Origin of the sequence: Spirabiliibacterium mucosae (assembly GCF_014884965.1) — a bacterium.
In the GTDB taxonomy this organism is placed as follows: domain Bacteria; phylum Pseudomonadota; class Gammaproteobacteria; order Enterobacterales; family Pasteurellaceae; genus Spirabiliibacterium; species Spirabiliibacterium mucosae.
Window position 1 is genome coordinate 1 of sequence record NZ_JABTBO010000011.1, and the last position, 13,186, is coordinate 13,186.

The 13,186-nt window shown below is 51.3% G+C and carries 13 protein-coding genes and 2 pseudogenes; 9 read left to right on the plus strand and 6 right to left on the minus strand.

All coding sequences use genetic code 11. The features are described from left to right. Nucleotides 1–295 (plus strand): DUF308 domain-containing protein (locus HPC37_RS05455; RefSeq protein ID WP_208122172.1); only part of this gene is annotated, 295 nt, incomplete at its 5' end. 33 nt (nucleotides 296–328) lie between these two features. On the opposite strand, the gene plsY is transcribed toward HPC37_RS05455, so the two are convergent. Continuing rightward, the gene (plsY, locus tag HPC37_RS05460) at nucleotides 329–937 is read right to left on the minus strand and encodes a glycerol-3-phosphate 1-O-acyltransferase PlsY (RefSeq protein WP_208122173.1); all 609 of its coding nucleotides are present in this window, start codon (nucleotides 935–937) and stop codon (nucleotides 329–331) included. A 96-nt stretch (nucleotides 938–1,033) separates the two neighbouring features. Here plsY and folB point away from each other — a divergent pair, with 96 nt between their 5' ends. Further along, complete coding sequence (folB, locus tag HPC37_RS05465) at nucleotides 1,034–1,390, plus strand: dihydroneopterin aldolase (RefSeq protein WP_208122174.1); 357 nt, start codon at nucleotides 1,034–1,036, stop codon at nucleotides 1,388–1,390. On the opposite strand, the gene HPC37_RS05470 is transcribed toward folB, so the two are convergent. Further along, nucleotides 1,385–2,095, minus strand: a complete 711-nt coding sequence (locus HPC37_RS05470) for an HAD-IA family hydrolase (protein WP_208122175.1) — start codon at nucleotides 2,093–2,095, stop codon at nucleotides 1,385–1,387. The two genes, folB and HPC37_RS05470, sit on opposite strands and share 6 nt — an antisense overlap. 121 nt (nucleotides 2,096–2,216) lie before the next feature. Between HPC37_RS05470 and HPC37_RS05475 the strand changes: the two genes are divergently transcribed. Then, the gene (locus HPC37_RS05475; RefSeq protein ID WP_208122176.1) at nucleotides 2,217–3,050 is read left to right on the plus strand and encodes a class I SAM-dependent methyltransferase; all 834 of its coding nucleotides are present in this window, start codon (nucleotides 2,217–2,219) and stop codon (nucleotides 3,048–3,050) included. A gap of 56 nt (nucleotides 3,051–3,106) precedes the next feature. On the opposite strand, the gene aspA is transcribed toward HPC37_RS05475, so the two are convergent. Further along, nucleotides 3,107–4,525 carry an aspartate ammonia-lyase gene (gene aspA / locus HPC37_RS05480; protein ID WP_208122177.1) on the minus strand — a complete coding sequence of 473 codons (1,419 nt, stop codon included), beginning with the start codon at nucleotides 4,523–4,525 and terminating at the stop codon, nucleotides 3,107–3,109. A 173-nt stretch (nucleotides 4,526–4,698) separates the two neighbouring features. On the opposite strand from aspA, the gene HPC37_RS05485 reads away from it, so the two are divergent. The 4 genes from HPC37_RS05485 to HPC37_RS05500 all read left to right on the plus strand — a co-directional run bounded on the left by HPC37_RS05485 (nucleotide 4,699) and on the right by HPC37_RS05500 (nucleotide 7,906). Then, entirely contained in the window at nucleotides 4,699–5,178 is a 480-nt protein-coding gene (locus HPC37_RS05485; protein WP_208122178.1) for an FxsA family protein, read from the plus strand. Between the two features lie 104 nt (nucleotides 5,179–5,282). After that, nucleotides 5,283–5,573 (plus strand): co-chaperone GroES, encoded by a 291-nt coding sequence (locus HPC37_RS05490; RefSeq protein ID WP_208122179.1) that lies wholly within the window; start codon nucleotides 5,283–5,285, stop codon nucleotides 5,571–5,573. A 30-nt stretch (nucleotides 5,574–5,603) separates the two neighbouring features. Beyond that, a complete protein-coding gene (groL, locus tag HPC37_RS05495) occupies nucleotides 5,604–7,247 on the plus strand; it encodes a chaperonin GroEL (RefSeq protein ID WP_208122180.1) in 1,644 nt (547 codons plus the stop codon). A 71-nt stretch (nucleotides 7,248–7,318) separates the two neighbouring features. After that, entirely contained in the window at nucleotides 7,319–7,906 is a 588-nt protein-coding gene (locus tag HPC37_RS05500; RefSeq protein ID WP_208122181.1) for an FMN-dependent NADH-azoreductase, read from the plus strand. 87 nt (nucleotides 7,907–7,993) lie between these two features. Here the strand turns inward: HPC37_RS05500 and HPC37_RS05505 are convergent. From HPC37_RS05505 to mprA, 3 genes and pseudogenes are all read right to left on the minus strand, one after another. Continuing rightward, nucleotides 7,994–9,502: pseudogene (locus HPC37_RS05505) on the minus strand (DHA2 family efflux MFS transporter permease subunit); the annotation flags it as partial. Nucleotides 9,503–9,510: 8 nt separating this feature from the next. Then, nucleotides 9,511–10,703: pseudogene (locus tag HPC37_RS05510) on the minus strand (EmrA/EmrK family multidrug efflux transporter periplasmic adaptor subunit). Nucleotides 10,704–10,728: 25 nt separating this feature from the next. Further along, the gene (mprA, locus tag HPC37_RS05515) at nucleotides 10,729–11,223 is read right to left on the minus strand and encodes a transcriptional repressor MprA (protein WP_208122183.1); all 495 of its coding nucleotides are present in this window, start codon (nucleotides 11,221–11,223) and stop codon (nucleotides 10,729–10,731) included. A gap of 276 nt (nucleotides 11,224–11,499) precedes the next feature. On the opposite strand from mprA, the gene HPC37_RS05520 reads away from it, so the two are divergent. Together HPC37_RS05520 and HPC37_RS05525 are read left to right on the plus strand one after the other, a co-directional pair. Continuing rightward, nucleotides 11,500–12,504, plus strand: coding sequence for a TRAP transporter substrate-binding protein (locus HPC37_RS05520; protein ID WP_208122184.1), 1,005 nt, complete (start codon nucleotides 11,500–11,502; stop codon nucleotides 12,502–12,504). 57 nt (nucleotides 12,505–12,561) lie between these two features. Further along, entirely contained in the window at nucleotides 12,562–13,185 is a 624-nt protein-coding gene (locus tag HPC37_RS05525; RefSeq protein WP_208122185.1) for a TRAP transporter small permease, read from the plus strand. The last annotated feature ends 1 nt before the right edge of the window (nucleotide 13,186 follow it).

Consider the following 13,186-nt stretch of genomic DNA (forward strand, 5'->3'; position numbering starts at 1 on the left):
CTTGGTGATGCTCAACAACCCGCTGGAGAGCCTGGTGTCGCTCACGGTGATGATTTCCATCTTGCTGTTACTGCTCGGTGTGGCGAAACTGCTGGCCTCTTGGCGGCTGCGCCAAACGCCGTTTTTCGGCTTTGTGATGTTCTCCGGATTGCTGTCGCTTTTGATTTCGCTGGTGATTTTCGCCAACCTCGCCACCGCAGCGGCCACCTTGCTCGGCTTGCTGCTGGCGATTGAGCTTATCTCCAACGGCATTTCACTGCTCACCTATGCGGTGATTATCAAAAAAATGCAGTAATAAAAAAGTGCGGTTTGACCGCACTTTGCATTTTCAATTGTCGTTTTTCTTCTTGAGTTTCGCCCACATTTTATCTTCCTGCCCGCGCCAAAGGCGTTGGATATTGCCGTGGTGGCGATAAATCAGCAAGCAGCACACCAAGGCAACAGGGAAGGTGAACTCGGGCTTGAAAAAATAGACATAAAACGGCACGGCTAAAGCCGTGATGATGGCACTGAGGGATGAATAGCCGCTGAGCAAGAACACCACCAGCCAAGTGCCAAGCATAGAGCCGGCCACCGCCCAGCCGATCGGGGCAATCGCGCCAAAAGCAGTCGCCACGCCCTTGCCGCCGCGAAAATGGTAATAGAGCGGGAAAATGTGCCCCAAACACGCACCGAGCGCCACCATGCCCAGCTCAAATTGGCTAAGGCCGAGATAATACCCCGCCCACACCGGCAGCATGCCTTTGAGCATATCAAACACCAGCACAATCAGCGCAGGCCCTTTGCCACCGATGCGCAGCACATTGGTCGCGCCAGGGTTGTGCGATCCCGCGTCACGCGGGTCGGGTAACTTGAGCAAGCGGCAGACGATGATCGCACTCGAGATGGAGCCAATCAGGTAGGCAAAAAGCATATAGGCGAGAGCAAATAGGCTCATGATGTTCGTTCCCCATTAAAGAATTAGGTGCATTATACCTAATTTTAGTGGCATAATCTTAAAAAATGTTGATTAACGCAAAAATTGAGAAGAAAGATGAACGATCGTGTTGTGATTGAAGGCTTGCAGGTGCTCGCAACCATTGGGGTTTATGACTGGGAGCAAACGATTAAACAAAAGCTCATCATTGATGTCGAGATGGCGTGGGATTGCCAGCGCGCGGCGCAAAGTGACGATGTGGCCTTTTGCCTAAATTATGCGCAGGTGAGCGAATTGATTACGGATTACATCCAAACGCGCGCCTTTAAGTTGATTGAGCGCTTGGCCTATGAGTTGTGTGATAGGCTGCAAGCGGAGTTTGCCATCCCTGCCCTGCGCATCAAAGTGAGCAAGCCCAGCGCGGTGGCTAATGCCCGCAATGTGGCCGTGATTGTCACCCGCGGGCAGTTATAATAACTCCAGCAGCTCGTCGAGGCTGTCAATGGTCAGCGTGGGCAACACGCGGGCGTCTTGGGCATGAAACACATCTTGCGCCGGTACGCGCAACCACGCCGCTTGGCAGCCTGCATTAATCGCGCCGGCCACATCGGTGGTGAGGCTATCACCAACGTGCAAAATCTCCTCACAGCGCACATTAAAATGCGCCGCCGTGCGTGCAAACAACTCACCATGGGGCTTGGCGCGCCCGTGCTGGCCGCCGCGTAAATATAAACTAAAGTGCGGTAAGTTGATTTGATGCGGCACCAAATTGCCGTTGCTAATGGCCGCCAGCGGGAAGCGCTTAGCCAGGCGGTTTAAGGTTTTCACCACCTGCTCACTGGCGCTCACTTTATGCCGCCAAAGGACAAACTCCGCCATGCAATCCAGCACAATTTGCTGCTCACGCACGCCGCTGATGCCGTGGTGATTGAGCAGCGCGCGCATCGCCACAATCCGCCAGCGCACCACGTCTTCACACAGCTGTGCATTGCGCCGGCCAACGAGCTGCTTCCAGCTCACCCAATAGGCCGCGTCCAGCTCGGCGATCTCGCTTTTTTCCGCCAGCATGGTCAAAAAGGCCTGCTCGGCGGCGGCGATCACCGGCCCATTGTCATAAAGGGTGTCGTCAAGGTCAAAACTGAGCACCTTCACAGGTGACAAAGTGCGGTAAAATTGCATAGCTCCCCCTTGTGGCATTTTGATTAGCCTACCATAACTTGCGCGGCCAATAAAAGCCTCTTATTTGATATTGATTCTCAATTATCATAAGCGTAGGATAGCCTTATCAAAAGGAGGCATTATGACCACGCAATATCCATTTCTTACTAATCCTATTTCCGAAACTTTGCTGATTCCACTGTATATGCGTGCTCAGCAGACCTTAGTGCCCGATCCATTAATTCAAGATGAAAGTGCGGTCAAGCTGGTGCAAGCCATTGATTACGACTTCAGTAAGTTTGACGGCAAACCGAAAAGTGCGGTTGGCACCGCGCTGCGTGCGGCGTTTTTTGATGAAAAATGCCGTGAGTTCATCACGCAACACACCCACCCAATTATCGTCAACGTTGGCTGTGGGCTAGACGATCGCCGTGGGCGAATCGGGCCGCTGGCGCAAAATGCGCTTTTTTATGAGCTCGATGTGCCTGATGTGATTGCCGTGCGCGAGCAGCTGCTGCCTTGTGCGGAAAATCAGCACGTGATTGCCAGCTCGATGTTTGACACCCAGTGGATTGAAGAGCTTGCCAGCGCACACCCAAACGGGCATTTTTTGTTTGTGATTGAAGGAGTGCTGATGTATTTTGACGAGCAGCACCACCGTCAATTTTTCAGCCAAATTGCCGATCGCATCGAGCACGGTGAGTTTTTATTCGACATGAGCAGCGCATTTATGGCGCGCAACACACAAAAGCACGATGTGGTCAGCCAAATGCAGGCCAACTTCAAATTCGGCAGCGACGACGATCACATCGCCGAGCGTTGGCACCCGCGCTTGATGCATTTGCACACCACGCTCTTTCACCAGCTTAAAGGCTACCATCGCATGGGCTGGCTGGTGGCACTGATGATGCGCTTTGTGCCGAGATTCAAACGCGTGATGCTCTTGCTGCACTACAAACTTAAAAGTGCGGTGTAGCCCCAAAACAAAAGTGCGGTCAAACCTGACCGCACTTTGCTTATTTAGCTTTGGTGTTATTCCACATCTTTGGCTTTGTAGGTCGGGTTCATTAAGTTTTCTGGTGAGAGAATATCATCGAGTTGCTCTTCACTTAACAAGCCTTTTTCCAGCACCACCTCACGCACGCTGCGGCCCGTTTGGGCGCAGATTTTGCCGATCACATCACCATTGTGGTGGCCGATGAACGGGTTGAGGTAGGTGATGATGCCAATGGAGTTGAGCACGTAGTTTTCGCACACTTCTTTGTTGACGGTGATGCCGTCGACGCATTTGTCACGCAAGTTGACGCACGCATTGGCAAGCAAGGAGATGGTTTCAAACATCGCCTGGCCAATCACCGGCTCCATCACGTTGAGTTGCAGCTGCCCTGCTTCGGCCGCGAAAGTGACGGTCAAATCATTACCAAAGACTTTGAAGCACACTTGGTTGACCACCTCTGGCACCACAGGGTTAACTTTGGCTGGCATAATGGAGGAACCTGCTTGCAGCTCTGGCAAGTTGATTTCGTTCAAGCCTGCGCGCGGGCCGGAGGAGAGCAAACGCAAGTCGTTGCACACTTTAGACATTTTCACTGCGGTGCGTTTGAGCGCGCCGTGCATCATGACATATGCGCCGCAGTCGGAGGTGGCCTCAATCAAGTTTTTCGATGAAGTGCAAGGCAGGCCTGTCACTTCCGCCAAATAACGGGTGGCCAGCGCTGGATAGCCTTTTGGTGTGTTCACACCGGTGCCGATGGCGGTGGCGCCAAGGTTGACTTCAAGCAGCAATTGCGCGGTGCGCTCAAGGTTGGCGATTTCTTCTTCCAATAACACGGCAAAGGCTTCAAACTCTTGCCCCACGCTCATTGGCACGGCATCTTGCAATTGGGTGCGGCCCATTTTCATCACGTTGGCAAATTCTTTTGCTTTGTGCTCAAAGCCCTCTTGCAAATAGCGGATTTTTTCCACCAGCTCCATCAATGAGGTGTACACCGCAATGCGAAAGCCCGTTGGGTAGGCGTCATTGGTGGATTGGCTGGCGTTGACGTGATCCATCGGGTCGAGGTATTGGTACTCCCCTTTTTGATGGCCGAGAATTTCCAGCGCTAGGTTGGCGACCACTTCGTTGGTGTTCATGTTCACTGACGTGCCCGCGCCGCCTTGGTAAACGTCAGACGGGAATTGATCAAGGCATTTGCCCTCTTCAAGCACTTGGTCACAGGCTTTGACAATCGCCTCACCAACGGCTTTTGGGATCACTTTCAGCTCCATGTTGGCTTTGGCGGCGGCTTTTTTCACCATCACCATGCCACGCACAAAGGCAGGAATGTCGGAAATTTTCGCGCTGGAAATATTGAAATTTTCCACCGCACGCAAGGTGTGGATGCCCCAATAGACATCGGCTGGCACATCACGTTCACCTAATAAATCTTTTTCTTTTCTAAACGCTGTCATAACATCTCCTTTCGTTGGTTTGTACCTCGTTGTGGTTACCATTTTACGCAAAATCGCGCCGAGATCATTCGACATTAATTTATTTTATGCATTACTTTTTGTAATGAATCTTAGCCTTGAAAACCGCACTTTTGCCCCCATTTAATTGGCATTAGGCCACAAAGGAGCAAAGCATGCCCATTTTGATTTTTTTCGCGATTATCGCGCTTTATGTCTATCTTGAACTGACCTTGTTGGTGAGCATCGGCAGCGCCATTGGCGTGCTCCCGTTGCTGCTGTTGTTGCTGCTCTCCTCGCTGGTGGGGCTGTTTTTAATCCGTATGCGCGGCTGGTATACCATGATGAAACTCCAGCAACAACTGCGCGCAGGCGAAATCCCCTCTCGCAGTTTGTTCCAAGGCGCGATTTGGATCACCGCCGGCGTGCTGTTTTTCATCCCGGGCTTTTTAAGCGACATTTTTGCTATTCTTTTGCTCTTGCCCACCACCAGCCTATTGCTTGAGCGCTGGCTGATTAAGCGCGTGAAAGGCTTTGCCTTTGTGCAGCGGTTTGGCCACTTTAAGCGCCAAGGGCAAAGCAATAACGCCGCTGACGACACGGTATTTGAGGCGGAATACGCCAAAAAGGCCGATGACGACCGCACTTTGAAATAATTTTTATTTTCCCCCTTGAAAGACGCTCGCGCTGCCCATATAAAAGTGAGTATCAAAATTGGCGCGCGGGCGCCTTGTGTTTTTAACCTCAGAAGGAGTTTTAAATGAATATTCGTCCATTACATGATCGCGTGATTATCAAACGTGAAGAAGTTGAAACTAAATCCGCTGGCGGCATTGTGCTGACAGGCTCTGCGGCGACAAAATCGACTCGCGGCAAAGTGCTGGCAGTGGGCAAAGGCCGCATTTTAGAAAACGGCCAAGTTCAACCGCTCGATGTAAAAGTTGGCGACACTGTGATTTTTAATGAAGGCTATAGCGTGAAAGCAGAAAAAATCGACGGCGAAGAGGTGTTGATTTTGTCTGAAAACGACGTTTTGGCAATCGTAGAATAATAAAACTCAACGAAAAAAGGATTACTGATTATGGCAGCAAAAGACGTAAAATTCGGCAACGACGCACGCATTAAAATGTTAGATGGCGTGAATGTATTGGCTAACGCCGTGAAAGTCACTTTAGGCCCGAAAGGCCGCAACGTGGTGCTAGACAAATCATTTGGCGCACCAACCATCACCAAAGATGGTGTGTCTGTGGCGCGTGAAATTGAATTGGAAGATAAATTTGAAAACATGGGCGCCCAAATGGTGAAAGAAGTGGCCTCCAAAGCCAACGACGCTGCAGGCGACGGCACCACCACCGCGACTGTGCTGGCACAAGCGATTGTGACTGAAGGCTTGAAAGCGGTGGCCGCAGGCATGAACCCAATGGATCTCAAACGCGGCATCGACAAAGCTGTGAGCGCAGGGGTGGAAGAGCTGAAAAAACTCTCTGTGCCGTGTGCTGATTCTAAAGCGATCGAACAAGTGGGCACTATCTCTGCCAACTCGGATAACACCGTGGGCAAATTGATTGCCCAAGCAATGGACAAAGTTGGCAAAGAAGGCGTGATTACCGTGGAAGACGGCAGCGGCTTAGAAGATGAACTGAGCGTGGTAGAAGGGATGCAATTTGACCGTGGCTACCTCTCGCCTTATTTCATCAACAAACCCGAAACCGGCAGCATGGAGCTCGACAACCCATACATTTTGTTGGTAGATAAAAAAATCTCCAACATCCGTGAATTACTCCCTGTGTTAGAAGCCGTTGCTAAAGCAGGCAAACCGCTCTTTATCGTAGCCGAAGACGTGGAAGGTGAAGCGCTGGCAACTTTGGTGGTCAACACCATGCGTGGCATCGTGAAAGTCGCTGCGGTGAAAGCACCAGGCTTTGGTGACCGCCGCAAAGCGATGTTGCAAGATATCGCCATCCTCACCGCAGGTACTGTGATTTCTGAAGAAATCGGCATGGAATTGGACAAAGCCACATTGGCAGAGCTTGGCCAAGCCAAACGCGTTGTGATCACCAAAGACAACACCACCATCATTGATGGCATTGGTGAGCAAGATCAAATCAGCGCACGCGTGGCGCAAATTCGCCAACAAATCGAGGAATCCACCTCCGATTACGACCGTGAAAAACTGCAAGAGCGTGTTGCAAAACTCGCCGGCGGTGTGGCCGTCATTAAAGTGGGTGCCGCAACCGAAGTGGAAATGAAAGAGAAAAAAGCCCGCGTTGAAGACGCCCTGCACGCTACCCGCGCTGCGGTGGAAGAAGGCGTAGTAGCCGGCGGTGGTGTGGCGTTGATTCGCGTGGCCAGCGAACTGGCTGATCTCACCGGCGACAACGAAGAGCAAAACGTGGGCATTAAACTCGCGCTGCGCGCGATGGAAGCGCCACTGCGTCAAATCGTGACCAACGCGGGTGAAGAAGCCTCAGTGGTGGCTCGCAACGTGAAAGACGGCAAAGGCAACTACGGCTACAACGCCGCGACAGAAGAATACGGCGACATGGTGGAAATGGGTATCCTGGACCCAACCAAAGTGACCCGTTCAGCGTTGCAATTTGCTGCCTCTATCGCAGGCTTGATGATCACCACCGAATGCATGGTGACCGAGCTGCCTAAAGCCGACGCGCCTGACATGGGTGCTGCGGGCATGGGTGGCATGGGCGGCATGGGTGGCATGATGTAACCCATCCCCACGTTTCAGACCGCACTTTGATTAAAGTGCGGTTTTTTTTCAACTCAAAATTGAGGATGATTATGAACAATATATTGGTGTTGAAAACCTCCGTCAACGGCGAGAAGAGTTTTTCAAACAAGGTGGTGGACGCCATTGTGGCGAAAGCCAAAGCCACCTCGCCTGATGTGACGATCACCGAACGTGACTTAAACCAGCACGGCGTGCCCGTGCTCACTGCAGAAACGGCGGCCGCCATTCGCGCAGGTTTAAGTGAAAGTGCGGTGCAGCAACAGGCCATCGCCTTGGCCGACACGCTCATCAGCGAGCTGAAAAACGCTGATCACATCATCATTGGCCTGCCGCGATACAACTTCACCGCGCCGGCGAGCTTTAAGGCGTATGTGGATTACATCGCCCGCCCGCGCGTGACCTTTCGCTACGGCGTCAACGGCCCTGAAGGCCTGCTGCCCGATGTGGGCGTGACCGTGGTGATTGCCAGCGGCGGCAGCTACGCCGGCCAGCCTTATGACTTTATGACGGGCTGGGTGAAACAAGTACTCGGCTTTGTCGGGCTCGTTAATGTCAATGTGATTCACGTTGAAAACACCGCCATGGCGGGCGAACAAGCCCTAGCCCAAGCCTATGAAGCTGTTGATAAGCTGTTTTAACCGCACGTTTGAAAACAAAACCGCACTTTGACTAAAGTGCGGTTTTTTATATTTATGCTGCTTCACCTTCGGCGGGCCGGCGTGGCCAAACGGCGGCTTGGCCAGCCAAATGACGATAAACAGCGACAAGAAAATGAGTGCCGAGAGCCAGAACACTTCATTCGCGCCGAGAATAAACCCTTGGCCAGTGATGAGGCGTGCGAGGTACATGCCAATTTGCGTGTCGTTCATGCCCAAATGGTGCATCTGCTCATAAAATAGTTGAGAGTTGATGTTATACGGCGAGATAAACTCCGTGAGCTGGGCGTGGTGGAGCGCCTCGCGGCGATACCACAAAAAGGTGGTCAGCGAGGTGCCAACCGAACCTGCTAGGGTGCGCAAAAAGTTGAATAAACTCGACGCCGAGGCCATTTTCTCTGGCGGAATTTCAGACAGCGTGATGGTGGTCAGTGGCATGAAAAAGCACGCCACCGCCAAGCCTTGCACAAATTGCGGCAACGCCACGTCCATAAAGGTCATGTTCGGCTCAAAAGTCACCGCGCGCCAGTAGAAGGTGGCGGCGTAAACAAAAAAGCTCAAGGTGACCAACAGCCGCATATCGATTTTCGCGCCGTATTTACCAATAATCGGCGAGAGCAAAATCGGCAAAATGCCCACAGGCGCGGCCGCCAGCCCCGCCCAGGTGGCGGTGTAGCCAAACACATTTTGCAACAGCAATGGAATAAGCACCACCGAGCCGATATACACCAAAAAGGCCAAACTGGTGCTCAAGCAGCCAATGGTGAAATTGCGCGATTTAAACAGCGAAATGTCGACCACCGGGTTGTCGTCGGTCAGCTCCCAAATGATAAGTGCGGTCAAGCCAATGGCGGAGATAATGCTCAGCACCACGATTTCAGTGGAATTGAACCAATCTTGTTCGCGGCCTTGGTCGAGCATCAGCTGCAAGCAGCCCACGCCCAAAATCAGCAACACCAGCCCGACGGCATCCACCGGTTGCTGCACAATCTCGCTTTCGCGCTTGCCAATGGTTTTCCACGACATCGCCACCACCGCCAGCCCAATCGGCACGTTGATGAAGAAGATCCAGCCCCAATGGAGGTTGTCACTGATCCAGCCACCCAAAATTGGGCCGAAAATCGGCGCCACCACCACCGTCATGGACCAAAACGCCAGCGCCATGCCGCGCCGTTCTGGCGGGTAGTTATTGAGTAGCAGACTTTGCGACAGCGGAATAATTGGCCCGGCCGCCAGCCCTTGCATAATGCGGCAAAAAATCAGCATGCCCAAACTGTGCGAAATGCCACACAGCCACGAGAACAGCACAAAAAGTGCGGTCGCGATCAAAAATAACCGCACTTCACCAATGCGTTTGGCCAGCCAGCCGGTGATCGGGATCGCCACCGCATTGGCCACCCCAAAGGAGGTGATAACCCAAGTGCCTTGGCTAATCGAGGCACCGAGATCGCCGGCAATGGTCGGGATAGCCACATTCGCGATGGTGGAATCCAGCACCTGCATAAATGTCGCCAAGGCCAGCGCCAAGGTGAGGATGACCAACGCGCCGCCTTTCAGCGGTGGATATGTCTTTTGCATGGCGCGTCCTATTGCTGTGCGTTGTCACGAATGATGCGTTGAATTAACGCGTCCGCCTCTTGCTGATTGTAATTAAGCGTGTCGGTGGCAAAGAGCGGTTCGCCTGAACTCACGGCGGCTAAATTGTCCCCTTCGCGCTCGGCGGTGTGCACCTCCACTTTGGCGGAAAGGCCAATGCGCAGTGGGTGTTTTTCAAGCTGCTCAGGCTCCAGCGCGATGCGCACAGGCACCCGTTGCACCACTTTGATCCAATTCCCCGTTGCATTTTGCGCTGGCAGCAGAGAGAACGCGCTGCCTGTGCCTGGCTCAATGCCCACCACGCGGCCGTCAAACTCAATGTCGCCATACATATCAAAATAGAGCTTCACGCTTTGACCTACGCGCATCTCTTTTAGCTGCGTTTCTTTAAAGTTGGCGTCCACCCACACCTCTTTGGTTGGGATGATCGCCATCAGCGGCGTGCCAACAGCTGCCATAGCGCCCACTTGTGCGCTGCGGCGTGCCACATGGCCACTGACCGGGGCAACCACTTGGGTGCGTTGCAAATCGAGCCACGCTTTGCGCAGTGCCACAGCGGCTTGCTGCACACTCGGTTGCGATGGCAAATCGCTCTCACCCAACAACGCTTTGGTCGCCGCGAGTTGATCTTGCGCGGCTTTCAGCCCAGCGCGAGCAGCGGTGGCGTTGTCTTTAGCGTGTTGCAAAGCCTCTTTGGCGATGGCGCCACTTTTGCCTAACGCCACGCGGCGGTCAAGGTCGGCTTGTGCTTGGTTGTAGGCAATTTGCTTGGCCTCAACCATCGATTTAAGTTGTGAAACTTGAAACCGCAACTGCCCGATTTGGCGCACGGCACTGGCTAAATTGGCCTTAGCTTGTTCAAAAGCCAGCTTGGCGTTGGTGTCGTCCAAGGTGAGCAACACATCACCTGCGGCAACATAATCGGTGTTTTCATAATTGATGCTGGCGATGTTGCCTGGCACTTGGGCGGAGACCATTACTTGGTTGCCGTTCACGTAAGCATCTTCCGTTTCTTCATAACCTTTGAGGAAGAAAACCAATAAGCAAAGCTGGCAATGGCAATCACAATCAGCACCAGCACAAAAATGCTCAGGGCTTTTTTGCGTTTGCGGCTTTTGCTGGTTTTGGTTTTGCCTGGCTGGGCGTTTGGCTCTTGCTCAGGCACAGTTGGAGTGTTTGACATAGGTTTACCTTTTATTATTGTTGTTTTATGCAACGCCAACGTTATTGGCTAATTTATGCAAAATGGCATAAAGCTGCTCAATTTCTTGTGGGCTTAAGCCTTCAAACGCGGCGTTGATATTCTCCCACTGCTTTGGCAGGCGGGCGTTGATGAACTCATGCCCCTCTTCGGTGAGCTTGAGTAAAAAGCAGCGGCGATCGGTTGGGCTCATCACCCGCTCAATCCAGCCACGCTCGACTAAATCATCGGAAATGCGCGTGGCGTTGGTGCGCGATGAGCCTAAAATTTCGCTCAGTTTTGACGGCTGAATGGTGTAATCCGGCTGGGTGAACAGCACGGCCAGCGCCATAAACAAAGTATCATTAAGCCCCCACTGTTTGAGCAATTTGTTGCGATGCTCCAAATAGCCATTGACGGTGTGCATCATCAAGCGGATGGTGAGGACTTTTTCAATCGGCATATCCGTTTCTGATTGAGCACACTGTTTTATTGAATTCTCAATATCGGAAAAATTAATCATCGGTGTATCTCCTTCAATCAATACGCACTTAATTATAAACGCGATAATAATAACTAAAGTTACTATAAAAGTAAATAATCTTTCAGAGATTCCGTTTGAGCGCCCGCACATGCTGGCGAAAAATGCTGCAAATACCTCAAAAGCGTGAAATAGTTGTTAAATTTTTGCGAACAAGATCAACTTTTCACAAAAAGGTAATTTACTAAAATTTATCCGTTGCTATTGTATAGATGCAATGAAAGCAACTCGTAATCAAATCAACTAAAGGATCGCCTTATGAAATTGAAGAAAAATCTACTTAGCGTACTCGTTTCGGCAACCGCACTTGGTGCTGTATTCTCCTCAAACGCCTTTGCCGCAGAACCTATTGTGATTAAATTCTCTCACGTGGTGGCAGATGAAACCCCGAAAGGCCAAGGCGCATTACTGTTTAAAAAAATGGCTGAAGAAAAATTCCCAGGCCAGGTTAAAGTTGAAGTCTATTCCAACTCCTCACTCTACGGTGACGGCAAAGAGATGGAAGCATTATTGCTAAACAACGTGCAAATGCTCGCGCCATCACTGGCGAAATTTGACAAATATACGCCAAAAATCCAATTGTTCGATTTGCCGTTCTTGTTTGACGACATTGAAGCAGTGCAACGCTTTGAAAAAAGCGACGCGGGCAAAAGCTTGCTTGAAAGCATGAAAGACAAAGGCATCACCGGCCTTGGCTACTGGAACAATGACCTTAAACAACTCTCTGCCAACAAAAAATTGGTGGTGCCAAAAGATGCGCGTGGTTTGAAATTCCGTGTACAAAACTCTGAAGTGCTTGATGCGCAGTTCAAACAACTCCACGCGGTGCCACGCAAAATGGCCTTTGGTGAAATGTATCAAGGCTTGCAAACCGGTGTGGTGAACGGGGCGGAAAACCCATACTCCAACATCTATTCGCAAAAAATCAACGAGGTGCAAAAATACATCACCGAGTCCAACCACGGCTTGCTCTCTTACATGGTTATCGTGAACACCAAATTCTGGGACGGCTTGCCTGATGATGTGCGCAAAGGCTTGAGTGAAATCATGGAAACCGTCAGCGACAGCGTGAATAAAAAATCCCATGAGTTTAACCTCGCGGATAAAAAACGCATCCAAGAAGCGGGCACCACTGAAATCATCACCCTCACACCTGAGCAACGCAAAGAGTGGCGTGACGCGATGCGCCCAGTTTGGAAAAAATTTGAAGGCGCGATCGGTGCTGATTTAATCCAAGCAGCGGAAGCATCAAACAATAAATAATCCAACTATAAAAGTGCGGTTCGACCGCACTTTGTCCTACCTTGAGAAGGCATAGTTATGCAGTGGTTTAATTACTTTTGGGGAAAATTAGAAGAATTTATGATCGCAACTTCACTGGCGGCCATGACGCTGGTGACGTTCAGCTATGTAATGTTCAACAATCTCTACACGCCGTTTTATGATCTCGCTGACGCATTCCCCTCGCTGGAAGGCATTTTTTTGCCGATTGGTGATTTTTGCATCACCGTGGCACAAGAGATGACCTGGAGCGTGGCACTGACCAAATTGCTCTTTGCGATGTTGATCTTTTTTGGCGCCTCTTATGGTGTGCGCACCGCCGGCCACATCGGCGTGGATGCCATCGTGAAAAAATTCTCAACACCGGTGCAGCGCGTGGTGAGCATCATCGCCTGTGCGGCCTGTTTGATTTATGCAGGGCTCATCACCTACGCCAGCTATGAATGGGTCAAAGCGCTATTGATTGCCAACGTCGGCGCCGACGATTTGCATGATTTCGGCATTCAACTATGGCACATCGGGCTTATCATTCCAATCGGTTATGGCATGATTTTTGCACGCTTTTTAGAAATTTTTGTTCGCATCTTGCAAGGTAAACAAAACGACCTTGGCCTCGCCGATGAGGCAAAAGACGCCGTGAAATTGCAAGAAGAGCATCATTAAG

Bases quoted from the DNA above. Each gene is read 5' to 3' on its own strand.
- plsY (WP_208122173.1), bottom strand. From the start codon at position 937: ATGAGCCTATTTGCTCTCGCCTATATGCTTTTTGCCTACCTGATTGGC.
- folB (WP_208122174.1), top strand. From the start codon at position 1,034: ATGAACGATCGTGTTGTGATTGAAGGCTTGCAGGTGCTCGCAACCATT.
- HPC37_RS05470 (WP_208122175.1), bottom strand. From the start codon at position 2,095: ATGCAATTTTACCGCACTTTGTCACCTGTGAAGGTGCTCAGTTTTGAC.
- HPC37_RS05475 (WP_208122176.1), top strand. From the start codon at position 2,217: ATGACCACGCAATATCCATTTCTTACTAATCCTATTTCCGAAACTTTG.
- aspA (WP_208122177.1), bottom strand. From the start codon at position 4,525: ATGACAGCGTTTAGAAAAGAAAAAGATTTATTAGGTGAACGTGATGTG.
- HPC37_RS05485 (WP_208122178.1), top strand. From the start codon at position 4,699: ATGCCCATTTTGATTTTTTTCGCGATTATCGCGCTTTATGTCTATCTT.
- HPC37_RS05490 (WP_208122179.1), top strand. From the start codon at position 5,283: ATGAATATTCGTCCATTACATGATCGCGTGATTATCAAACGTGAAGAA.
- groL (WP_208122180.1), top strand. From the start codon at position 5,604: ATGGCAGCAAAAGACGTAAAATTCGGCAACGACGCACGCATTAAAATG.
- HPC37_RS05500 (WP_208122181.1), top strand. From the start codon at position 7,319: ATGAACAATATATTGGTGTTGAAAACCTCCGTCAACGGCGAGAAGAGT.
- mprA (WP_208122183.1), bottom strand. From the start codon at position 11,223: ATGATTAATTTTTCCGATATTGAGAATTCAATAAAACAGTGTGCTCAA.
- HPC37_RS05520 (WP_208122184.1), top strand. From the start codon at position 11,500: ATGAAATTGAAGAAAAATCTACTTAGCGTACTCGTTTCGGCAACCGCA.
- HPC37_RS05525 (WP_208122185.1), top strand. From the start codon at position 12,562: ATGCAGTGGTTTAATTACTTTTGGGGAAAATTAGAAGAATTTATGATC.